Raw genomic sequence first — 22,271 nt, 5'->3', positions numbered from 1 at the left:
ATAAGTGTAACATGCGTAAATTATGCGCGTCAAAAGTCTGTTCGACTATTTTTATGATAATCTTCGGTATTTCGCTCTGCTCGCTTCCTTGTCATAATCAGGATATACAAGATGAAGGAGATGATGAGGATGGTGCAGATCAGAGCGACAAGGGATACAGATGATTTCGAAGTGATAAACCGATTGGTGAACGACACGTTTCAGAGGAATGCCAACAACCCCCGGGCAAGCATTCACTTGGTTCCGGGGTTCCGGCCGTCCAGTTTTATTGCGGAAGAGGAGGGGCAGATCATAGCTATCATGGAAGTAACGCCCTCTGAGATAACGCACAATGGGACACTGGAGTACGGATACGTGGACGGTTGCGAGACCGTAGCGAAGCAACTGCTAGACCAATGTATCGAAGTTGTTAGGGAAAGAGGTGGAACATACCTATATAAGTGGGTGACCACACGATTCGGGCAAGTCCGCAACAAGGAAATCACGTTCTGGGAACGATGGGGCTTTATTTCAGACGAGTATGCTCAAGTGTCTGTGTACCGGAAATTAACCGATTGGAGGCAGCCTGAGCTATTCGAATCTACGGGAATTGATTCTGTTCAGACGATGGGAATAGAGGATATTGAGAAGCTGTTAGTGGAAGACGGGGAAGAGGCGATGGCCGAGCTGTTGCGAAACCAATACTCGCCTAGACATTCGTACGAGCCAAACCAGGTCATCCTCACGTTACGAGACTCAGCATCAGGAGATGTTGCAGGAATCGCCTATTATCGTGTTGTTGTGACCTATCGAGGAACGCCCGACGAGTTTTTGGATGCTTCCGCATTTGGCATTCACATCCGGCCGCAGTATGAAGTAAGCCGCGGGGAGATCCGCAGATTCGTCCAGGGCTGCCTCATTACGATGAAGCAACTCGATTTGCGTCACGTCCATACCCGATTGACACTGAACAACTTCGACGTGTTCGCCGCTATTGTTGCGGAAGGCTTCCATAATACCAATATGGAAGGCGCCAATACTATCCGCCTCACCCTAAGGGTATAGAAGGTAATGCGCCTATGAAGAAATATGTGAACGCCAGAGGGATTTTACCGGAAAGCTTGATTAAGAAATTCAGAAGTATGTCAAGGGCCAGCACATCTACATCCCACAGACGGAGCGGCAGCAATGGGGCTCCTCTACGGGGATTCGAGATGACATGGAGCAACGCAATGCCGAGATATACCAAGGTTTCTATGGTGGTCTGAGTATGGTGGAGTTAGCGGAAAGATATAATCTGAGCGAGGAACGTATTCGAGGCATTATTTATGAAAGACAGAGAGAGTAACACAATATTAGAAGGTCTCCCCCCATAAAGGCATCCCGGAATGCATTTAACCGGAATGCCTTTTTTTCCGCACTCGCCCAGCAGCCGCTGCATATGTTAACCACAAACGGCTATACGATATGAACATCGGAAGGGTAGGGACTCAGCATGACCTCTTATATGGACTATACTTCAGCCAATACACAGTTTACGTATGATTTGAGCAACAATCCATTTTTCAAAAAAGATGACCGGAATTACATCAACTTGCTTTCCACCAAGCAACTGAACACGTTGGAGAACTCTTCATTGCTCGATATTTTTCTTAGCAAAGGCAACGTGGTCGAGCCGCACTATCATCAGAATGCAGCGGAACTCGTTTATCTCATCTCGGGTGCGCTCATTGTCTCTATTATCAACCCGTTCACGAACGAACTGCTGGATTTCCCGATCCAACCGGGCCAGGTGGCGAATGTGCCGCAAGGGTGGTGGCATTACGAAGTCGCGACGGAGGACAACACCCACTTGCTAGCGATCTTTGACGCGCCTACCCCAGAGGTGATTCTAGGTTCGGACATTCTGCGATTGACGCCGACCAATGTGATGGCCTACACCTATTGCCTGAACGAAGCCAAACTCAAGGATACACTCGCTCCGCTCAACAAGACCGTCTTCATCGGACCGCCTCGTGATTGCAACGCCCATGTACAACCGACACAAGTCCAGGCAGCACACGTCCAACCGAAACAGGCCCAACCGACACAAGTCCAGGCAGCACATGTCCAACCGAAACAGGCCCAACCGACACAGGTTCAGGCAGCCCATGTCCAGCCGAAACAGGCCCAACCGACACAAGTCCAACCGGTCCATGCTCAGCAGGTGAATCCGGGTAAGGCTACTCCTAGCCCGTACAATCCTAGCTCGGTTCATCCTAACCCAATCCCTTACAGCCAGGCAGGCCACAACCCGATTATTCCTATTCAAGGGTATGCGCAGTACCCTCGTCAGCACGATTATTACCGTCAATTCCAGCAGCCGTTTTACCGTTCGTATTGAAGCTAATACAAGTCCCCTCATTGTTAAGAATGGGCATTGCCATTCTCGCTCTTCCGATAACTGCCCGGTGTAGTGCCGACCACCTTCTTGAACCCGCGGATGAAAGTTAACGGATACAGATACCCGACTGCGAGGGAAATGTCTTGAATCGTATCTTCTGTGTTCAGAAGCAGCTCAATCGCGCGAGTCATCCGGACTTTCGTAATATAGTCGATAAATTTCTCGCCCAGCTCTTCCTTGAACAGCTTGCTGATGTAAGTCGGACTTATGCCGAAAGCGTCACTAAGCTGCGTAAGGGATAGGTTAGGGTCCTGGTAGTGTTGCTCAATATGGGTTTTGACCTGCTGAAGGAGCTGGTGATGGTTGCGGCTCTCGCGGAATACAATCAAGTCCTCGAACAATTGCTGGAGCAGTCGATAAAATCCTGCACATTTGCAGGAATCCGGAATCTCCTCCCACACCCTCCCTGCGCACACAGCCCTGCTATTCACGAAGACGTACTGTGACGACTTGGCTTGTCCTAGTTCTCATGATGCTCAAGTCGTCTTCTCCAAGCCGTCGAACGCGCCTAAAGCGACTGGGGAGCCGTTTGATTCGGGTAAGCGTTAAGAGGCAGCCGAATCTCCACGCACGTACCGACATTGACTTGGCTTCGGATCTGCATACTGCCGTTGTGGTTGGCGATAATCTGTTGGCTGACCATAAGCCCCAGGCCGTTGCCGGATTCCTTCCGCGTGAAGAAGGGCTCTCCCAGTCGAGGCAACTCGTCATCCGGAATGCCGCAGCCTTGATCCGTGATGCGGATTATGAGGGAGTCAGCCTCGTGAGCGGACAGCTCCACGGTTAGGGTGCCGCCTTCGGCCATCGCCTCCATGCCGTTCTTCATAATGTTCACCAACACTTGCTTCAGCTGATTCGGTTCACATGTGAGCAGTGGCAAGTCCGAGTCGAACCGGGTTTCGATCCGGACGTCAGTCATATGAGCCTGAGAATCGATGAGCAGCACGATGTCCTGGATAATGTCGCGGAGATCGACAGGCTCGAAGCGGCTAATCTGCGGCTTGGCTAAGACGAGAAACTCGCCAACAATGAAGTTAATCCGATCAAGCTCAGACAGCATAATATCTAGATGATAGGGGGTGCAAGCCCCCTTTTTCTTTTGCAATTGTACGAATCCGCGCAGCGTAGTGAGGGGATTGCGGATTTCGTGAGCTACCCCTGCGGCTAGCTGCCCAACAAGGGACAGCTTCTCCGAGCGGCGCAATACTTCCTCGGTCTGCTTCCTCATGGTGATGTTTCTGGAGATAGAGGCGACGGCAATAATCTGCCCCTGCTCGTTCCGGATCGGAGAGATCGTAATGCTGATATCTAGCAGTTGCCCGTCCTTATTCATTCGAACGGTTTCGAAGTAGGCGACCGAATCGCCATGCAGCACAAGAGAAAGCTTAGCCTCGAACTCTTGCTTCCGGTCCTCGGGTACCTCCGGCACGGGGTTGCCGAGAGCCTCCTCCTCGCTCCAGCCATACATCGTTTCGAACGCTTGATTCACTTGAATCGCATTGCCCTGCAGATCAGCAACGTGAATCGCATCCGACGTTTGGTTAACGAACGATTCCAAATATTCTTTCGTGCTTCGTAGCTCTTCGGCAGATTGCTTCAGTTGAGCCATACTGCTCTGCAGATTGCTGGCCATCGTATTGACGTGAGAAGCAAGCAGGCCGAACTCATCCTTACTGCGAATCGCAATCGTAGCGCCGAAGTTCCCGTCCGCCATCTCATCGACTTTCCCCAGGATCTGATTCAAAGGCCGCATCATGGCGCCTGCCAGGAAATAACTGCTCATTAATGTAAGGAAAATAAGCCCGAGCGAAATGGAGGATTGTAGAACCAACTGCTCGATCAGCGTCTGGCGAATCGCGCCGCGGTCGAAGGTAACGCCAATGACGTAAGGCTTAATGCCGGAGATGGGGACGAAGCTCTTCAACACAGGCTTTTCATTGATGGTGGAAGTGGCTGTCGTGATTTGTCCGGATTGAACAGCTTTCTGGACATTCATCGCATCGTTGGGTGTATCCTTGTACGTATATTGCCCCATAATAATGTCCCGAACGTCCAGATTGTATATCGGCACCCCTTTTTTCATTTTAATAATAGGCGCTTTGCCGAAAAATTGCGGGTCATAGCCGGTAATTTCCAAAATGTTCGCATTCTCATTCAAAAGCTTAGTTACCATCTCTTCGTTGCCGATCGCTTTCTCGAAATTCATGAATACTTGTGCGTTAATCGCCGTGTTGATCATGTAGTTGGTCGTACCATCGTAATAGTAACCCCACTTCTTCACCATGGTAGGGTCGGAGCTGGCGAAGTTAATCGGTCCGGACCAATAATGCGAGAGCTTCTGGCCTTCGGTAATCGTAACGTCGTGGTTCATGAAGAGTTGGAGGAAAGCCCGGTACCAGTAATCCCATGTCTTGGAGCTCATGTTCAGTTCCTTGGAATCCGAGGCCCTCCGTACGACAATATCGTCTCCTACTTGCTGCCATAAGGTAATGTAGTCGATGCCCAACTTCCGAGTAAGCTCGACTAACTGTTCATCCTTCACCTTATTCAGATCTGGATCGAGTTGATCCTGGACCGCGATAGCGGCAACCCGAAGCTTCTCCCCGAGCGTGTCTTCGAGAAATTGCTTGGCATGTTGAGAAGCCTCCAGGGTAGCACCGATCTGCTTCGCAATAGAGTTCATTTGCTGCTCAGCGTCAGACTGCAGGTTGTCTTTACTAGAGATATAGTTGATCCATATGTTTAACACAAGCATAATAGCTACGATGATGGAGATGGACTGGGACAGTTTCGCTTTGATGGACACGGGCCGTGCCTCCCGATAGGTTGGTATCCTAATACAATTTGACATAATAGAACGAAATCCTGTTTGGGAAATGTAACCGTATCGAAATTTGTCGAATAAAGAGAGAAAAGACACTATAAATTCAGAATTACTGTGCAACCGAACAGACGGTATAATAGGGGAGAATTACTTGTAAAGGGAAGGCCCGAATAGGATGAAAAAAGGAGAGGGCACGGCCATGTTGAGGACATTGGAGAAATTGCAGCGTGGGGAGCACGCCTTGATCGTATGCATCGGCGACTCGATAACAGAGCAGAACTATCATCTCTATGGGAGATTGAATTATGTCGGCCAATTGACTGAACGGTTGATGGAATGGTCCGGCCGCAAGTCTCGCGTCCTGAATGCCGGTTCTAGCGGCGATACGACCTGGGGCGTACTCGATCGGTTGGAGCGGGATGCGCTGCGGTTCAGTCCTGATCTAGTTACGGTAATGCTCGGCATCAACGATTCCGGGCGGGGCGTAGAGCAGTTGCCAGCCTTCAAGCTCAACCTGGAGACGATTATTAATCGGATCCGGGATCGGGGTAGTGAAGTGCTGCTGCTATCGCAAAATAAGCTGGATTATGGCGTGAATGAGGGTGCCGTCACAGCGCGAGCCAGCTATCCCTTGTACGCCGAAGCGTTCCGCGAAGTGGCTGAGGCCGCACAGGCGCCGCTGTGCGACATTTATCAGGCTTGGGGCGACCACGTCGGCGGTAGCTTGAATATGCATCTCATGCTCATGAATGACAGCATTCACCCCAATGATCGCGGGCACAACTTCATGGCGCGAGTGTTGTTCGACTATTTGCACATATCGAATTAGGAAGAGAACGGCCCCAATCTATGTCTGTAGAATGGGGCCGTTCTCTCTCAACCAAGTAAGCAGGTAAGCTGCAGCCGTCCCTTCTGCTTATCCAGCAACGTCACGTTTGCGGAATATCGTCCAGGCGACACCTATGAACAAGATGTAATACACGATCAGCATCGTAATGGAGAAGCCTAGCGTCATCCCTTCCATCAACGGCTGATGCCCAGCTGTGTACTGTTCCAGGTTCGTATTGGCGAACAAGATGTACTTGGCCCACCCATACTTAAGCCCAATCAGCACGGCCATAACAGAACCGGAGACGAACATCAGGATGAACGACAGCGCGATTGCCAGAACGCTGCTACGGAACGCGGACGACATCATGAATGCGAAGGTCGAGACCATGAATAGATTGATCGATTGGTACCCATACGATTTCAAGATACTTAGCAGACTTAGGTTGTCTGCTTCTCCCGCTGTTCCGAAGAAGAGCAGGCCGATGACAGCCGAGATCACATATTGGAAGACGAGCAGCAACAGCAAAAATCCGATAGAAGCGATATATTTGGACAGCAAGATCTTGGAACGCGTTGCAGGTCGGATCAGTAGCAGCTTAATCGTTCCCCAAGTGAACTCGCCGGCCACGATCTCAGCGGTTACTACAACCGAGAAGATGAACGCAATGGCTGTGAAGTTCACACTAATGCTCATGAACTGCAGCATATGAGGCAGGGCTTCCTTGTCGTCCCCGAGTGTCCTCAGTAAGATGGCCGCAGCCAGAGTAATGACGAGCAATAACGCGAGCATTACCCAAGTACGCGGGCGGCGGTAAATTTTCATATTCTCATTTTGAACCAGACTTAGCAGATTAGACAATTTGACCACCCCTTGTTAATTCCAGAAATTTATCCTCAAGCGTCAGAGCCGCCGTCTTCACCGAATACACGCGCACATTCCCCTGCACGAGCTGTTGGATCGCGTCCGGGACGCGGTCGCGTTGCAGATACAACGTCACGCCTCCAGGGCTTATGGCAGCTTCTGTAGTGCTGGTGAGATTGGCTAGCAAGGCGATGGCACGCTGCGGTTCGTCTACCTCGAAGGCGACCGGCGTGGCTTCATCGGTCTGTTGCATCATCTCGCGCATCGGCTGCACATTGACTAGCTTACCATTCTGGATAATGGCGACACGATCGCACATAAGCTCCATCTCCGATAGCAGATGGCTCGATACGATAACCGCCGTGCCTTCGCTCCTGGCCAACTGGCGTAGATAGTCTCTCAGCTCGCGAATCCCTTCGGGATCGAGCCCATTCGTCGGTTCATCGAGAATGAGTACGTCCGGTCGGTGCAAGATCGCTTGCGCCACGCCCAGCCGTTGACGCATGCCAAGCGAGTAGGTCTTGACCTTGTCATGAATACGGTTTTCCAGCTTGACGAGCTTGATCACTTCTTCGATTCGGGCCTTTGTAATACCGGGTATCATACGGGCGAAATGAATCAGATTCTGGTAACCGGTAAGAAACTTATACAACTCCGGGTTCTCCACGATAGCCCCGATATGCAGCATCGCCTTCTCGAAGTTGCGACTAACGTTAATCCCGTTCACGAGTACCTCTCCCTCCGACATGGAGATGAGGCCGACCATCATGCGGATCGTCGTTGTTTTTCCCGCGCCGTTCGGGCCGAGGAAGCCGAACACTTCACCTCGGGGGATGTCAAAGGTCAGATGATCGACAATCGTTTTGCTGCCGATGCGTTTGGTGACATTGCGTAATTGGATTACGGTTTCTTGCGGCATAATTGGCATACTCCTTTAGGATATATTAGAAATAGATTCGTTCTTATTCAGGATGGTTGTGCGTATCACTGCCGACTGCGAACGGCGTTGTGACGCCTTCGTAACTGAGATGCATCGTCATGCCGGCTGCAGCGTGCTGCAGATTGTGGCAATGATCCATCCAGATGCCGGGATTGTCAGCGCGGAAGGCGATTTCATACGTTTCGCCCGGCAAGACGCCCAGCGTATCTGACCACCACGGGCTACCAGTCGACGGTTCGCCATTGCGTGACAATACAAGGACATGATGACCGTGCAGATGCATGGGGTGGTCCACCATACCGCGGTTCGTAATCGTCACTTTGACCAGGTCACCTTCCCTTACCATGAACATCGGGGTGTTCGGGAACACTTGGCCGTTCATCGTATAGAGTTGATCGAACGTGCCGTTGAAGAAGCCCAGCTTGTTGTCCAGCACCATGTCGAATTGACGGTCGAACGTGCTGTTGGCGTCGAATGGAGTGACCGCCCGCGTACCGTAGTGTAGGGGATCGAATTTCGTTGTGCTAGGCACTTTCGGAATCTCGCCGCCGCCATCAGGACTCATCAGAATGCCGAGCTTCTTGCCGTCGCCTACACTTAGAAGTACCGGCATATCCGGCATCTCGAACGTAAGGTCCGTTCGTCCGCCGGTAGGCAGCTCGATTCGTGTATTGTCCAAGAACCCTGGCTCATGCAGATCCGTACCGTCTATGGCAGCGACCTTGAACGAGGTGCCAGTCAGGATATACTTCTGAATGATCCAGTCGTCTGTATTAATCAAGCGCAGTCGTACCTTCGTACCAGGTGCGATCTTCATCTTCTCCATGCCGTCGGAAGCGCCGATAGCTGTGCCTGCTCCATGCCATGTGTGGGTTATCACGGTAATGTCCTTATTCAGCCCATCTGTCAGCGGGGTTCGCGGTTCTACAATGAGCGGGCCGAATAAGCCCTTGCTGACTGCTTCCTTGGAATTCTGATGAGAATGGTACCAGAACGTGCCAACTTGCTCGGCAACGAAGCGGTACACGTGCTTCTCCCCTGGCATAACGGCGTCTTGCGTAGCGCCAGCTACACCATCTTCGGCGTTCGGAACGTCGAGCCCGTGCCAGTGGATCGTGACGCCTTGCTCGATGTCTCGATTCAGCAGCGTCACCTCCACAAGCTCGCCTTCCTTCATGCGCAGCTCGGGTCCCGGTAGTTGACCGTTATATGTCCAGGCATCCTCAACGGATTTGCCGGAGTCTAACTGAACCGAGCCGTGTTCGGCGGTCAGGATGAATTGACGGTCCGGCGTTCCAGTCGCCGGGCCGGTCAGCTTCGTGACCGAGACGGCCGCCGTCGAGGTCGAACGACCCTGACTTTGGCCGTGGTCGTGAGCGAGGGCGGCGCCGCCGCCGAAGTCCATCTTCCCGGCCATCATGTCGAGCTTGCCGGGAAGCAGGCTGCTCTGCATCCCGGAGTAGATCAGGAGCGTGGCGACGGAAGCTGCGATAGCGAGCAAGCTCACGTCTTTCAGTGCGCGGAGCCAGCGCCGGGAGACGATGGCGGCCTCCGACTTGCTAATGTTACGGCTGCGGCGGCTGTGTGCCATCCAGAGCAAGGCGGACACGAGCAGGAAGACCGCAGTCGGGATCGCGATCTCCAACCACGTGGCCGGAGGGACGAAGGCGAAGTAGAGTGCCGTTGCCGCCCCAAGCGCGGTTGACTGGAATGGCACAATAAGACCTGGCCGCGAAACGATGTCCCTGACTTGGCTATCTTGAATAGTGCCTGTTAACCCGCGAATGACGCGACATAAGCGCAACAGCTTCGGTACGGAAACGAACAGGACCATCAATGCCGGCACAACGACGAACGGTGCGTGCAGGAATAGCGGGTATTCCCAGAACAATCGGCTGTACGATTGCATCAAGCCATATACCGCGACCAGCGGTCCAGCGGTTACTACAAGGAGATAGCCGGCCCAGAACAACTGCTTGCGTGCTTTCCGCTGCAGCCGCTCCATCGATCCGCTATACAGCAAGGCAGAAGCTTTCTTCCCCGCAATCCAGGCCAGCACGAGCAGGATAAGAATACAACCGTATTCAATGCCTATCCACATTTCATACATGTGTGATGTCCTCCTAATGATCGAACAAGCGGTATTCCCAATCGGGCAACCAACCACTTTCATACGTTTTCGTTGCTTTACTAAGTTTAGCTAAGGGGGCTGATTGGAAAAACCGCCAAAGGGCGTGAATTAACCTAGACTTAGGTTGGGGGTCTTAGGAGCTGACTCGTTCGGGATGTTCCGAAGCATTGCGTTAAAAAGTCACAAAACAATCAACAAACGGTTTCATTACGATCATTCCGACCATGGGTGCGGCTTGGTATGCTACAATACTGTCAAAATCGCTTTCACTACGCTGTCGGAGGAGAGCTCTATGTATAACAATCGCACGGTATTGCTCGTGGATGACGATCATGAGATCGTGGAATTAATGAGGGATTACCTGGAGGATGAACAGTTTGAAGTGATGGAAGCCTTTAACGCCGCGCAAGCTTTGGAGGTCCTGGAGCGTAATAGCATCGACTGTATTTTGCTAGACGTCATGATGCCCGGACAGAACGGGTTAGAGCTATGCCGTCATATTCGAAGAACGCAGGATACGCCTATTCTATTCCTTAGCGCACGAGATGAGGATATGGACAAAATAAGGGGGTTGAGTTTGGGTGGGGACGATTATATCGTCAAAACCGCTACTCCCGAAGAAGTCGTGGCCCGCATCAAAGCCGTCCTCCGTCGTTACGGAAAGAGCGAAAAGGATCTCAAGCTAGAACTAGACTTCGGCAGGTTGGTATTGGATGTGAAGGCACATGAAGTAAGAGTCGATGGGAATTCGGTCCTTTTTTCGCCTAAAGAGTTTGAATTGCTAAGCTTGTTTGTGGAATATCCGCGTCAAGTATTCACTTATGATCAACTGCTGCAACGTTTCTGGGACGGCATTGGCGACAAGCATTCCGTGACGGTCCAGATCGGGAGAATTCGCGAGAAAATAGAGGTAGACTATAGAAAACCCAAACTCATAACCAATGTGTGGGGAGTCGGTTATCGATTCGAAGGAGTCCGAAGATGAGCGCCTTAAAAATTCGTCAATGGATGTTTATCGGCATGCTAATCGTCCTCGTTGTCCCTAGATTGTTCTACGAAATTCCGGGCCTGCTTGATCGCTATGTGTTCGAACGCGACCTTCATTCTCAGCAACAAACCAACTTGAATGCGATCATTCAAGAGGTAAGCCAGGCAGATGTGTCCCATTGGCGAGATACGAACTGGCAGATTGACCTCGGTAATCTTATGTCTTCCTCGCATATAGGAATTATTTTGCTCGATTCTTCCAATCAAGAAATCCTTCATTCGGTTCCATCCGGTTCCGAGAAACATGCTTTTCGGCAGATTGATATCTTGGAGCAAGGCCAATTCCATGGCAGCGCCCTCTTCTTTGCCCCGAAGCCAAACAGCTCGCTTGCGAATGTGGTTGCCGTAATCGCCACGGCATGTGCAATCCTCTTTATTGGTTGGCAGATGGGACGCGTTGTGGTTAAACCTCTGGAAGCCATGAGTGCTGCAGCCAGGCGAATCGCCAGCGGCGAGCTTGATTTCCACCTGCCCGATACTACTGTTCGAGAGGTCGCCGATGTTCGAGCCGCTTTCCAAGCGATGGGAAGCGGACTTCGTGAATCGCTAACCAGGCAGTCTAAGTTGGAAGAGGAACGGCGCTTCTTTATTAGCGCGATTGCTCATGACTTAAGAACTCCATTATTTGCTTTAAAGGGGTTCTTATCGCGGCTGGAACGGGGGATAACAAGCAATCCAGAGAAAGCCTCCAGATATATCGAGATATGCAGCAAAAAGACGGAGCAGATTGATCGGCTTGTGTCCGACCTATTCGCTTACACGAAGCTCGAATCCTTGGAGCAAGCCATGCGTTCCGAGTTCGTAGAGTTCGATGTGCTTCTCGCGGAAATCATCGAGGATTACCGTCCTATGGGTAAACAAAAGGAGATAGATATACAATTTGAAGCGCCAGAAGAGCGTTGCATGCTCCTGGGGGATGCTCATTTACTGAGGCGTGCATTGGGTAATCTAATCGACAATGCTCTTCGATATACCCCACAATCAGGTAAAATCTCAATCCGCTTGCATCTAGAGGAGACGAGAATCCTATTCTCTATAGAGGATACCGGTCCTGGAATCCCGAAGCAGGCGCTGTCCCATATTTTTGACCCTTTCTACCGGGCGGATGATTCCAGGAATCCGGAAAGCGGAGGCACAGGGCTTGGCCTTACAATAGCACGGCGAATCCTTCGAGCTCACAAAGGTGATCTCACCGCTGGGAATCGTTCTCCATGGAGTGGTGCGATTTTTACTGGATGGATTTCCTTGGAATGAACTAACAGTATAAGACTGGGGATTGGGCGGAGAGGGACTACCAACATCATGTCAGTGATCTTGCTCAGTTTATAAGCGATTTCAGGTCATTAATAGCAAAAATCCACAACCTCACGCGGTTTGTGGATTCACTTGGTGGAGGCGAGGGGGGTGAAACCCCTGTCCAAACCATCGCCACATAAGGTTTCTACGGATGTAGTGACAGTATGGTTGAGTTGGGTCAGCCTGAGCAGTACACGCGTTAAGGGATCAGATGCATCACGTCAGTCACTAGAGACAGAACAAGCAATACACTCATCACGGAAGCAGCAACCTTGGCGAGAGTAGGAGTGCTTCTACGGTTATCAATCAACACAGACCGCCCATACATGACTGCCCCGATCACAATCAGCAACGCTTCCAGCGCAACACTCAGAGACGTCAGTTCCCAAATGCCGAACCCGAATAAAGGCAAATTCCCGGCATTTCCTGGTAAGAGGGGCATATCTGCGTGATGCACGACCAGATCGAGCAGCCAATGGCTGAATACTACGGCCGTAACTACACGTCCGCCCTTCTTCCCCCACAGCCGCCAGGCAACCAAACCGGCAAGAAGCGAAATCAACAGCGCTCCGAGCAGGGAATGGGTATAATCAGCGTGAATGTAAGCTCCGCCATATCCCTCACCATCGATCGTCTCCACTCCGGTCAAGAACAAGGGGACGAAGACGATGTCCAACAATTGCGTACTAACCATCAGCGCCCACAGCGGCACTTCCGGAGTCTTAGCCTTGACGGCAGCAGCTAATGCGAAATGTCCAGCGAACATTTACTTCACTCCTTTTCTGATTGGGGAATCCGAGCGGCGGACTTTGGCGTCTAGCAATCCACAAACGACAGCGAATAAAACAAGGAATAAAATAAAAGACATGAGCAAATCTCCTTTATTCGTCGTGTTATAACCAACGGTTACTAACCTATGGTTATAATATAACCGATGGTTATTTTCGTGTCAATAAGCAAAATCACAATAAATTCCAAAGGATTGCGGCGACGGTTACGGACGGATTTATTGGCAGGGGGAAATAGGGTACACTGTAGGGAACGGGAGGGGGTTGAACCAATGGCATTCGGCATTACAAGGCAAGAATTGAAGGCATGGAAGCTTGCTGTGAGCCGCGGAGAGATTGCGTACCTGACCCACTACTGGCTCGAACCAAGATTTCCAGGCATCCGAACGGTCACGAAGGTGGGATGCTCCGATCTGGAAGTGCTCTCGGCGTGGTGCCTCCGTAACGGACTGAATCCGAAGTATATTCATCGCCGGGAACAATACCCGCACTTCGATCTGATCGGAACGAAGCAGCGGGATATCCTGTATGCGGAACAACTATGGGATCAAATCCGACGATTCGGGATATGAGGGGGCCGGCTGGGTCCGTATGGCGCGGCTTCTATAGAGGCTTGGCGAGATGCCTTGATCGTTCTTGAATGCGCGGCTGAACACTGACAAATCCTCATATCCGACTTCGGCGGCAATCTCGCGGATCGGGCGACTTGTGCTGATCAACTGGTTTTTGGCATGCTCCATGCGTAGTCCGATCCAATACACAATGGGCGGAACGCCGTATTTGGCACGGAAGCATTTGGTCAAGTAATCCGCGGAGAAATGAAAGAGATGCGAGAGTTGTTCCACCGTAATCGTGTCGAGATAATGTTGGTGCAAGTAATCGTAAACCCGCTGTGCCAACCGCTGTCCCGCCGAGAGGGGGTGGACGATATCGACGAGATGCTGCATGTCCGACAGCAGCTTGAGCAGCCGGCTCTGAGCCATCAGCGGATTACGGTTAACCATGGGCGAGGACAAGTCCTCTAGCTCCAGCTTCCACAGATCAATAGGGAACGAACGGTGCCGCATCGCGACGGAGAACTCATATTCAGGTATACGGATGCCGTCGCCCGAATCTTGCACGCGATATGCGCCCGCCCCTTGGGCGACCAGGCGATCATTACGAATGTCCCATCGGCCAGTCGGCATGAAGTGTATCCAATAATAAGCGGCCCGTTCGCTTGAAGCGGCGTGTCCGTAATGCAGGAGGCCCGGTGTCTGAATGAACCACTCGCCCTGCTTCAGCTCATAAGGCTGGCCGTTCTCCGTGAAATAGACCGTTCCCTCCATGATGAACATCGCGACAAATGCCGGAAATACCCGCCTTACATGTGTTTTGCCAGGGGCGAACACCGTTTGACTGCAACGAATAAAGGCAGGCAATGAAGCGCTATTCATCCATAGATACTTCGTCTCATCGAGCTGCAGGACACTCTCCCCTTTCTACATCGGAAAATGTCAAATTCATAATGGTGTATGTCATTCATAACCCTAGATCAATTTGATATTCTGATTGTACAACAGGTCCGTATAGAACGGATACTGCATAATAATGCTCGAGGAGAGTGCAGAATGATGAAATCTTCCATTGTTGAAAAGGTTGCAACCCCATTCAAGCTGGGCCGCGCTGTTCTTGAAGGCTCTGGCATCGAGGGCGCATTCGACAGTCATGGTGTCGATGTCCCATTCGTATTCCGCCACAACGACCGTTTCTATATGACCTATATCGGGTTTGACGGGATCGGCTACCAAACGGCTTTGGCGGTAAGCGACAATTTGTTGGATTGGGAGCATCTGGACGTCATATTGAAACGCGAGGAGACCACGCATTGGGATCATGTCGGAGCCGCAGGCACCTGGATTCTGAAACAAACCGACGGGTTGTACGACTTGCCCACACTTCGCAAGTATAACAACCGCTATTGGATGATGTACCATTCCTACCCTTCTACAGGCTATGAGGCAGGAGCGGCGGAGATAGGGCTAGCTTGGTGTGAAGATGAACAGCTGTTGGAGTGGCATAAGCTTGAGCGGCCGATATTCAGCTGGAAGGATGGCGCGGAGTGGGAGCGGGGCGGCTTGTACAAGTCTTCCCTTGTCGAACACGAGGGGAAGTTCTATATGTTCTACAACGCCAAGGATGTTACTTCCGGCAAATGGTCTGAGCAGACCGGAGTCGCCATATCCGAAGACCTGCTGCATTGGGAGCGGGTGCCGTATAATCCGGTCATTCCAGTATCCGTCGGTCGATGGGACGGCAAATTCGTATCGGATCCGGCGATTTACAAGGACGGGGAGCTGTGGTTGATCTTCTACTTCGGCTATAACGGCATTCATGCGCAGGAAGGCTTGGCTGTTTCTCGCGACTTGATTACCTGGGAGAAGCATGACGAACCGATAATACCGTACGGTCCACAAGGGTCGTTGGATGCCACGCATGCTCACAAGGCAAGTGTCGTGTATCATATCGGCATTCTGTACCACTTTTACTGTGCCGTCCGTCCGTCACAAGAGGGTGATACCACCAGCCATCTTTCCAACGAATACCGCACCATCACCGTTGCAACCTCGGCAACGGTCTGTGCAAGCTAATCCATTCAAGATAGATCTCGCCAGACGCCTTCTGTCAGGAGCTGATGGACGGCATCGCCCGGGACAAGGCTCACATCCTCATCGGCAAGAGCAAGCTGCTCGCCTCGATCCACCGTCTAGCCCCATCCCTTGCCTATCGCATCATGCGAGGCGGTCTATAACTTACAATCCTACGCTGCCCTCCGGTGCACCCAACTGCTCCAAGAAGCGCTCCAGCCTCTGGGAGGTGGCGTCTTCCGTCTCCAATCCAGACCAGTACAGCTTCGCTTCTCGGTAGAACATGTCCAGCTCCTTGATGGACATGTTCATCGTGCCGAACGTTCGAAACGTCGGGATGATGTCGCGGTACATGTGGAAGCGCGAAGGCCGATACATGCTCTCCTTGCCGTTCCATTCAGCAGCCGGCTTCAAGCTCGGAATGCTTAATGTCTTCTGGCGCACGATAAGCTGTGCTTGATAGGAGACCAGGAAATCGATGAATAGCTTGGCGGCTTCCTTAGCTTGGGAATGCGCGTTAATCGCCAGCCCAACTGCCATGAGCAGAGTTCTCGGGTCATTCAGATACGGCAGCGGCGCAACATCGTATTCGAATCCTTCAGGCCGGACATGATGATTCAGACTTAGGTAAGTTGTCATAATCATCGACACTTTACCACTGAAGAACAGCTCCTCGGCATCGGCATCCGTCTCGGATAAGAACAGGGGAAAGCGGTTCTGCATATGGATCAGCTCGCGGCACGCCTTCAGGCTGTCCATCAACTGATGGCCGCTTATAGAGAAGTGGCCTTGCTCGTCGCGATCGAACCGTATGCCGCTCTGCAGCAGGAAGATCGGCCAGCGGTTGCTGGACGGGAAGTGGAAGTAGAAGCCGAGCCGTTCATTCTCCACCGCCAGCTTCGACGCTTGCTCGAACAGGACGTCCCAGCGCCACCCGCTGTCCGGCTCCAACACGGCCTTCTCGCGGAAATGCTCTTTGTTATAGCACAGAATCAACGGAGTGAAGATGAATGGCTGCGCCTTCAACTGCCCTTCATAGGACAGCGCTTCCGTCAGCGCTGTATAGATCTGGGCGTTGGGCTCCTGGGTCTCCAAGTCTCCGAAGCCATGGTGATGCTTCATATCATCGAATCCGTTGTAGTTCATCGTGAACACATCGACTTGACCGCCGTCAATCATGGATTTGATGACGGAATGACGGTTAATGCCGGAACTGGTGGCGACGAATTCGACACGAATGCCAGGATGCTGCTTCTGAAACTCGGCGACCAGCATCGTCATGGCCGCTTCTTGCAGAAGGGACCGATGGCAGGCGAATTTCAAGACAACCGTGTCGCTTCCGGTGAAGCGGGCCGCGACTTTGTTGCCTACCCGTGGGATTTTCTCGATTAATCCGGCTTCGACGAGTCCTTCCAGGCCTTGGCGTACCGAGCGGTTGCTGAGCCGGTATTGCTTGGCGTAAGCCTTCTCCGAAGGCAGATAATCCCCTTCGCGCAGCGTTCCGCTCATGATTCCGTTGCGTACGGCATCGACCATGCTGTCCAGTCGGGATTGAAACTGTTTGCGACTAGGTTTATCTTCCATAGTAATCCATCCATTATTCATTTGATAAGTTCTGCCCCTAGCATACAAGAGTTTGTCAGTGGTATCAAGACAGCAAAAAGCTTGACCGTTCACCCTGTCTGAAGTCCGATCATAACGGTTCCGACAGGGCGAACTAAGGATCAAGCTTTGAACGGATTAGCTTCTAGTTATTCATCGATTTATTCATCGACTTCATTCATCGACGGTAACGGAATACTTCACCGTTCGTCAACACAATCCACGGCTTCGCTTGCGCTGCGCCTGCCTGAAGGGCGGCGATATCATGCTGGAAGCGGGCCGTCTTCTCGATCATCCCCTGATCGGAGAGCTGGACCAGCAAGCCACGATCGGCAGCGGCCCAATAATGGGCCTGGCCGTCACGGTTCCAGCCGTCTACCTGCAGAACGCGATCCTCCAGCGTCTGGCGGAAGCGGACGGTACCATCCGGGTTCAGCGCGTACATTTGGAAGCCGTCCGTCCCCGTTAGGATCTCCGTTACGCCGTCCCCGTTGTAGTCGCCATGGCGGATATCATTCACTTCGCCCCCGACGTTACGCTTCCATATTTCATCCAGCTTGCCTCGGTAGGCGACGAACCGAAGCTCATTCTGCTTCGTCCCGAGCACGAAGGCCGGCGAGCTGTTGCCTGTGCCGCTCCCCGTGCTATCGGTCAGCACGTCAACGACCTTCCACCCTGGACCGGCGCCAGTTCCGCCGCGGACGATCACCTTCTCATTCCAATAAGCGTAGTAGGCATATTCCAGTGCATACACACCCTCGTCCTTGCCGTCGCCATCAAAGTCAGCGAATGCCATATCTTCGATGCCGTAGAAGTACAGCAAATCCTCATATTGCAGGTGGCCGGTAGCATCCAGTCCATAGATATACCGGAACTGCGAGCCGACCATAACCCAAGGAGGTTGATTCGCGCCGTTCACATAAGCTACCCGGACGTTCGTGATACCGAGCAGATTGCCCTTACGCTCTCGATGCTCGGCGTCGCTAGGGAACTCATAGCGCCACAGCTCCTGGCCCTGCGCATTCAGGGCATGCACGAACCAGTTCTCGGTGGCGACGAAGACGACAGGCTGCCCGTTCAACGACTGAACGGTCACCTCGTTCACGCGTCCTGCAGCCGTGAAGCTCCATAAGGCCGACCCGGCATCGTTCACGGCTTGAACCTTGCCACCGATTCCACCAAGCACAACGTCCTCCTGGCCGTCGCCATTCAGATCGCCCCAAGCCGTATCCGTAACCTGCTCGGAGAAGCGGTACACGCGTTGCCAGTCCTGTGTATCTTGCTGTTGGTCGGGCCGCGGTTTGGACCACGTACTCGGACGTTCCCGATCCTTCACTGTTTTCTCCAGCTTCTGCTGCATTTTCTTCGTCCATGTCACCGTACCGGATTGCAGTGCGCCTTCGCGAATAGGTTCGCCCTGGGCATCGTACTGCACAAGGTCTTTGCGCAGCGAATAGGTCGCCCACTCCCCGGTGGAGGTGTTCATCTTGAACAAGACGGGCTGCGGGAACTGCAACATCTGGGAGCCGATACGCACTTCGGTCGTTTCCACAGCGAGCAGCTGATCTTCGCCAATGAGGTGGAACTGACCATTGGAAGTCAACTCTTCACTGTCCAGTGCGGATTGAATCGCAAGCCACTGCTCATTTTTTTGCCTGATTTCCAATGTCGATTCGTTCAGTCGTTTCGTGTGGATAGCGGGATCTTGCTCCTTACGACTGGACAGCATGTTGATGAATCCCGTCTGTTCACCGGCCGCATAGCTTCGTTCCTCTAGCACTTCGCTTAGCACCGTCTCCTGATCGGCGTATGGATATGGATTCTCCGACTTCCAATACTTGCGGAAATGACCGTACCGGTCCAACGTGCGCAATTCGGAAGCGTCCATGCTGTCGATGGACATCGTGACGCCCATCTGCTCGGCTTCGAATCGGTCATCACGAACTTTGGGCTCGCCCATGGTCTGCCATTGATTTTTCAATACATAGGCACCGGGCTGATTGAACGTCACATCATCATAGATGACGTAGAATGACCCGTTCGGACTAATAATCGACCGCTGCCAGTCGGTTCCGTTGTAATTCGGTACGGTGCTGCGGCTCAAGCTGATGCCGCCTGCATCCACGACCCATTGCAGCTCAGCGAGAGGCGGCTTCTTCTTCTGCTCGCCGTCCTTCACCACGACTAGCCCGGAATGGTGCTCTGGCGTATTCTCGATATAATCGCGGTCGGTCAGGAACAATCGGCCGTCGGCCGTGTAGTTCAGAATGGCATTGCCGTCCTGATGGCCGTGCGTGCCTGCCGAGAATCCGTCGACGATCAGATAGCTATCGTTCACTCCGAAGCCTTCGCGGAACGTCATCTTGTGGAATGTATCCTCCAGGGCTACATCAAGCGGCGTCTGCTCGCCATCCCGCAAGTCATCATACACGCCTTGCTCTACAGGGAAAGCCTGCACCTTCGGATATATGCCCTCGGGAATTTCTGCGGCTTCGTCCGCCTGGAACGCCATATACCGATGGATGGGATAATCCAGGTCTGGCGCTCGCTGATCAGGGAACGGTCCCGTTCTTGATCGTTCGAGCAGGAAGCGGTACACAGGATCCCCATACAACCAGGAAGCGGCGTTCATCACCTGCGAATGTCCCCACGAGTAGGGACCGCTGTAGCCGAATGGATAAGTGTCTCCGCCGCCGGCCATCGTGCCCAAGTTATCGATCATGAGAGCATTCAGGTCAGCGCTCGGACGCAAGGAACGGATCATGAAATCCAGATTGCCCGTTGCCATCGCATAGTCGATATTCGTCATCGGCACGTGCATCAAGTAGTCGGAGCCTTCGTCGAGGCTGATGTACGACGTATTACCCGTGAAGATCCGCTCGCCAAGCTGTCGCCATCCAGCGGCTTCAGGCAATCTATAATAGTTGTGGAAGTATTGGCTTCCCGCGATCAGGGACAAGGCCGGGAAGATCTGATGATTCCAGCGCGGCCCGCTTGCCGCGGCCCCAGTCAAGTAACCGTCCCGGGCATTTGCTTCGTAGGTCAAGTAGAAGGCGGATGTGATCTGCTTGCGCTCCAACTGGGTGAACAGAGGCGCCGCCTCCAGCATGGTCCAGTTCTGGATCACCTTGTCGCCGTCCGTCCACATGTTCGCCCTGGCGTTCAGCTGTCCCTTGGCTTCAGCAGGATAGCGGTTCAAGAAATTGGCGTAGCCATGCAGCAGCTTGCGGTATATTTCGCCAAAGCCAGCATTTCGAGTCAGCTGGTAGTTCTCACCGAACACCTTAATTCGGCTGAGGACATAGAGGAGGGAGTCTGCGTCCTCTTCACTGCCGACGGTTGGCTTCAGCTTCGAGAGCCATGTGTCGACGGAAGCCAATACGGCTTGGATGTTAGCTTCCGTTGGGTTGCCGTCGAACTGCAAGTAGGAGGCGGCTTGAGCAGATACATGCACCTCGGCAAGCCAAGGCAGCACGGGTTCGGACTGAGAGCCGATCGCTTGCTGCAGCTTGTCGACGCCTAACGTCGCGCCAGCCAAGTCGCTTGCGCCCAAGACGATCGTATTGCCGCCCAACCCGAACGGGTCGATCGCTGTATGCAGCTGATAGCCTCCGTCGCCGGGATAGACCGCATCGGCATACGACATCCGCTGGCCGTACAGGCGGGCCAGTTGCTCGTTATTGCCAAGCGAGCCGATCAATAGCGTATTGCCCGTCCACCCGGACTGGAACTTGTCGCGGTCTGGGAGCGCGACGCTGGCCTGTATATTCCAACGGGTGTGCAGAGCCGCGGCGATCTGCTGGCCCAGCGCGGCCCATTCCGCCCCAGCTGGCACGATGATCCGCAGTCCGTGCAGGTCTGTTGATCGAGTAAGCGGCCGCAAGGTCAAATCCTTATAAGGAGGAATGTCGTTCGGGTCGAGCACATTCACTTCCATGGTAGCCTGAACACCTCCATAGACGGCATTGATTACGGTTGAACCAGGAGAGAGGCCGTGGACATGGCCGTACACCGCAGTTGCCACGCTTGGAGCGGCGGAAGTGAACGTGGTGTCATTTTCATCCATTACTTTCACATCCCCATTCGAATAGTGGCCTAGCACATTCACCTGCTTCGTCTGTCCGACGATGACATTCATCGAGGATGGGTATACGCTCAAGCTCTGCAAACTGCCGGGGGCGACGAGTGCAGAGTTGCGGATACGGACATTGTCCACATAGAACGTGCCGAGACCGGTCGAGATGGTGGCCAAACGGAATAGATTGACCGATGTGGCAGATGAATCTCGGAATGCCGTATCCGTGCGGAGCAGAAGCAAGTCGTTCCCATCGAACACCGTAATCGTCTTCTTGCCGGCAGCTGCATCGAAGTCGACGCGGAACCGATACCAGTGCCCGGGCTCATAGGTCTCGGTCGAATTCAATCGGGTCGCGCCGTCGTAATACTCGATCGTCCGGTTGGCCAGGAATCCGATCCATTCCACAGGCTTCGTTCCTTGAGGTCCCGTGCTCTCCAGCAGCATCACGAGGCGATCCGCGGTCTCGGGCTTGGCCCACCATTCCACGCTGCCGCGCACGATCGGAGCGAAGGCTGTTCGGGCTCCCAATGCCTTGGTCTTGTCATTATCGGCAATCATCATCGATTTGGTGCCGCCGTCGGCGTACACCTGGTTCGTTACGGTCACTTCCGGACTGGCATTCGTCCAACCGTTCTGTCCGTTAAGGGGACCGAGGTTGAAGCTCTCGAAATCATAGAACACTTCACCGACTTGTTGACTATCGGCTCGTGCTGCTTGTGGTCCTACGGAGAACCCGCCGACCGCTACCGCGATCGCTAGCAGCACGCTTAACCCTTTTGTTCGCAGCTGTGGATGGAACCTGGCTCGTATGGCGTGAAACATG

17 protein-coding genes are annotated in these 22,271 nt (G+C 52.9%); 8 read left to right on the top strand and 9 right to left on the bottom strand.

Annotation, left to right across the window (positions count from 1 at the left end; genetic code table 11):
• Positions 1 to 129: 129 nt before the first annotated feature.
• From AC1DWB_RS00825 to AC1DWB_RS00815, 3 genes are all read left to right on the top strand, one after another.
• Positions 130 to 1,044: a hypothetical protein gene (locus tag AC1DWB_RS00825; protein ID WP_477539112.1), complete on the top strand. Its 915-nt coding sequence runs from the start codon at positions 130 to 132 to the stop codon at positions 1,042 to 1,044.
• Positions 1,045 to 1,111: 67 nt separating this feature from the next.
• Positions 1,112 to 1,327, top strand: coding sequence for a CD3324 family protein (locus AC1DWB_RS00820; protein WP_477539158.1), 216 nt, complete (start codon positions 1,112 to 1,114; stop codon positions 1,325 to 1,327).
• Positions 1,328 to 1,474: 147 nt separating this feature from the next.
• Positions 1,475 to 2,362: a cupin domain-containing protein gene (locus AC1DWB_RS00815; protein WP_477539111.1), complete on the top strand. Its 888-nt coding sequence runs from the start codon at positions 1,475 to 1,477 to the stop codon at positions 2,360 to 2,362.
• Between the two features lie 23 nt (positions 2,363 to 2,385).
• Here the strand turns inward: AC1DWB_RS00815 and AC1DWB_RS00810 are convergent, their stop codons facing one another.
• The gene (locus tag AC1DWB_RS00810) at positions 2,386 to 2,823 is read right to left on the bottom strand and encodes a helix-turn-helix transcriptional regulator (protein ID WP_477539110.1); all 438 of its coding nucleotides are present in this window, start codon (positions 2,821 to 2,823) and stop codon (positions 2,386 to 2,388) included.
• Between the two features lie 107 nt (positions 2,824 to 2,930).
• Positions 2,931 to 5,228, bottom strand: coding sequence for an ATP-binding protein (locus tag AC1DWB_RS00805; protein ID WP_477539109.1), 2,298 nt, complete (start codon positions 5,226 to 5,228; stop codon positions 2,931 to 2,933).
• A gap of 217 nt (positions 5,229 to 5,445) precedes the next feature.
• Between AC1DWB_RS00805 and AC1DWB_RS00800 the strand changes: the two genes are divergently transcribed.
• Entirely contained in the window at positions 5,446 to 6,075 is a 630-nt protein-coding gene (locus tag AC1DWB_RS00800) for an SGNH/GDSL hydrolase family protein (RefSeq protein ID WP_477539108.1), read from the top strand.
• Between the two features lie 87 nt (positions 6,076 to 6,162).
• On the opposite strand, the gene AC1DWB_RS00795 is transcribed toward AC1DWB_RS00800, so the two are convergent.
• The 3 genes from AC1DWB_RS00795 to AC1DWB_RS00785 are packed head-to-tail and all read right to left on the bottom strand — an operon-like array spanning position 6,163 to position 9,989.
• Entirely contained in the window at positions 6,163 to 6,936 is a 774-nt protein-coding gene (locus AC1DWB_RS00795) for an ABC transporter permease (protein ID WP_477539107.1), read from the bottom strand.
• Complete coding sequence (locus AC1DWB_RS00790) at positions 6,929 to 7,858, bottom strand: ABC transporter ATP-binding protein (RefSeq protein WP_477539106.1); 930 nt, start codon at positions 7,856 to 7,858, stop codon at positions 6,929 to 6,931. Before AC1DWB_RS00790 ends, AC1DWB_RS00795 begins: the two co-directional genes overlap by 8 nt.
• Positions 7,859 to 7,901: 43 nt before the next feature.
• Positions 7,902 to 9,989 carry a multicopper oxidase family protein gene (locus tag AC1DWB_RS00785; protein WP_477539105.1) on the bottom strand — a complete coding sequence of 696 codons (2,088 nt, stop codon included), beginning with the start codon at positions 9,987 to 9,989 and terminating at the stop codon, positions 7,902 to 7,904.
• A 313-nt stretch (positions 9,990 to 10,302) separates the two neighbouring features.
• On the opposite strand from AC1DWB_RS00785, the gene AC1DWB_RS00780 reads away from it, so the two are divergent.
• Both AC1DWB_RS00780 and AC1DWB_RS00775 read left to right on the top strand, forming a co-directional pair.
• On the top strand, positions 10,303 to 10,995 hold the full coding sequence (locus AC1DWB_RS00780; RefSeq protein WP_477539104.1) for a response regulator transcription factor: 693 nt from the start codon (positions 10,303 to 10,305) through the stop codon (positions 10,993 to 10,995).
• Positions 10,992 to 12,311 carry a sensor histidine kinase gene (locus tag AC1DWB_RS00775; RefSeq protein WP_477539103.1) on the top strand — a complete coding sequence of 440 codons (1,320 nt, stop codon included), beginning with the start codon at positions 10,992 to 10,994 and terminating at the stop codon, positions 12,309 to 12,311. The genes AC1DWB_RS00780 and AC1DWB_RS00775 overlap by 4 nt, the downstream gene beginning before the upstream one ends.
• Before the next feature lie 241 nt (positions 12,312 to 12,552).
• Here the strand turns inward: AC1DWB_RS00775 and AC1DWB_RS00770 are convergent, their stop codons facing one another.
• Complete coding sequence (locus AC1DWB_RS00770; protein WP_477539102.1) at positions 12,553 to 13,119, bottom strand: metal-dependent hydrolase; 567 nt, start codon at positions 13,117 to 13,119, stop codon at positions 12,553 to 12,555.
• Positions 13,120 to 13,413: 294 nt separating this feature from the next.
• Here AC1DWB_RS00770 and AC1DWB_RS00765 point away from each other — a divergent pair, with 294 nt between their 5' ends.
• On the top strand, positions 13,414 to 13,713 hold the full coding sequence (locus tag AC1DWB_RS00765; protein ID WP_477539101.1) for a hypothetical protein: 300 nt from the start codon (positions 13,414 to 13,416) through the stop codon (positions 13,711 to 13,713).
• Here AC1DWB_RS00765 and AC1DWB_RS00760 read toward each other — a convergent pair.
• Positions 13,681 to 14,577, bottom strand: coding sequence for an AraC family transcriptional regulator (locus AC1DWB_RS00760; protein ID WP_477539100.1), 897 nt, complete (start codon positions 14,575 to 14,577; stop codon positions 13,681 to 13,683). The genes AC1DWB_RS00765 and AC1DWB_RS00760 overlap by 33 nt on opposite strands.
• Before the next feature lie 174 nt (positions 14,578 to 14,751).
• Between AC1DWB_RS00760 and AC1DWB_RS00755 the strand changes: the two genes are divergently transcribed.
• A complete protein-coding gene (locus tag AC1DWB_RS00755) occupies positions 14,752 to 15,771 on the top strand; it encodes a glycoside hydrolase family protein (RefSeq protein WP_477539099.1) in 1,020 nt (339 codons plus the stop codon).
• A gap of 162 nt (positions 15,772 to 15,933) precedes the next feature.
• On the opposite strand, the gene AC1DWB_RS00750 is transcribed toward AC1DWB_RS00755, so the two are convergent.
• On the bottom strand, positions 15,934 to 17,352 hold the full coding sequence (locus tag AC1DWB_RS00750; protein ID WP_477539098.1) for an ABC transporter substrate-binding protein: 1,419 nt from the start codon (positions 17,350 to 17,352) through the stop codon (positions 15,934 to 15,936).
• 196 nt (positions 17,353 to 17,548) lie between these two features.
• Entirely contained in the window at positions 17,549 to 22,270 is a 4,722-nt protein-coding gene (locus AC1DWB_RS00745; RefSeq protein WP_477539097.1) for a hypothetical protein, read from the bottom strand.
• Position 22,271 lies beyond the last annotated feature (1 nt).

It is taken from the genome of Paenibacillus sp. P4_E11 (assembly GCF_056401635.1).
The sequence above is the reverse complement of the archived record's forward strand: the minus strand, read 5'-3'. Positions and strand labels throughout refer to the sequence as shown.

Excerpts from the sequence above, each read along its gene's own strand:
- AC1DWB_RS00755 (WP_477539099.1), top strand. The coding sequence starts at position 14,752 with ATGATGAAATCTTCCATTGTTGAAAAGGTTGCAACCCCATTCAAGCTG.
- AC1DWB_RS00775 (WP_477539103.1), top strand. The coding sequence starts at position 10,992 with ATGAGCGCCTTAAAAATTCGTCAATGGATGTTTATCGGCATGCTAATC.
- AC1DWB_RS00765 (WP_477539101.1), top strand. The coding sequence starts at position 13,414 with ATGGCATTCGGCATTACAAGGCAAGAATTGAAGGCATGGAAGCTTGCT.
- AC1DWB_RS00760 (WP_477539100.1), bottom strand. The coding sequence starts at position 14,577 with ATGAATAGCGCTTCATTGCCTGCCTTTATTCGTTGCAGTCAAACGGTG.
- AC1DWB_RS00800 (WP_477539108.1), top strand. The coding sequence starts at position 5,446 with ATGTTGAGGACATTGGAGAAATTGCAGCGTGGGGAGCACGCCTTGATC.
- AC1DWB_RS00790 (WP_477539106.1), bottom strand. The coding sequence starts at position 7,858 with ATGCCGCAAGAAACCGTAATCCAATTACGCAATGTCACCAAACGCATC.
- AC1DWB_RS00745 (WP_477539097.1), bottom strand. The coding sequence starts at position 22,270 with ATGTTTCACGCCATACGAGCCAGGTTCCATCCACAGCTGCGAACAAAA.
- AC1DWB_RS00770 (WP_477539102.1), bottom strand. The coding sequence starts at position 13,119 with ATGTTCGCTGGACATTTCGCATTAGCTGCTGCCGTCAAGGCTAAGACT.
- AC1DWB_RS00780 (WP_477539104.1), top strand. The coding sequence starts at position 10,303 with ATGTATAACAATCGCACGGTATTGCTCGTGGATGACGATCATGAGATC.
- AC1DWB_RS00815 (WP_477539111.1), top strand. The coding sequence starts at position 1,475 with ATGACCTCTTATATGGACTATACTTCAGCCAATACACAGTTTACGTAT.
- AC1DWB_RS00785 (WP_477539105.1), bottom strand. The coding sequence starts at position 9,989 with ATGTATGAAATGTGGATAGGCATTGAATACGGTTGTATTCTTATCCTG.
- AC1DWB_RS00825 (WP_477539112.1), top strand. The coding sequence starts at position 130 with ATGGTGCAGATCAGAGCGACAAGGGATACAGATGATTTCGAAGTGATA.
- AC1DWB_RS00750 (WP_477539098.1), bottom strand. The coding sequence starts at position 17,352 with ATGGAAGATAAACCTAGTCGCAAACAGTTTCAATCCCGACTGGACAGC.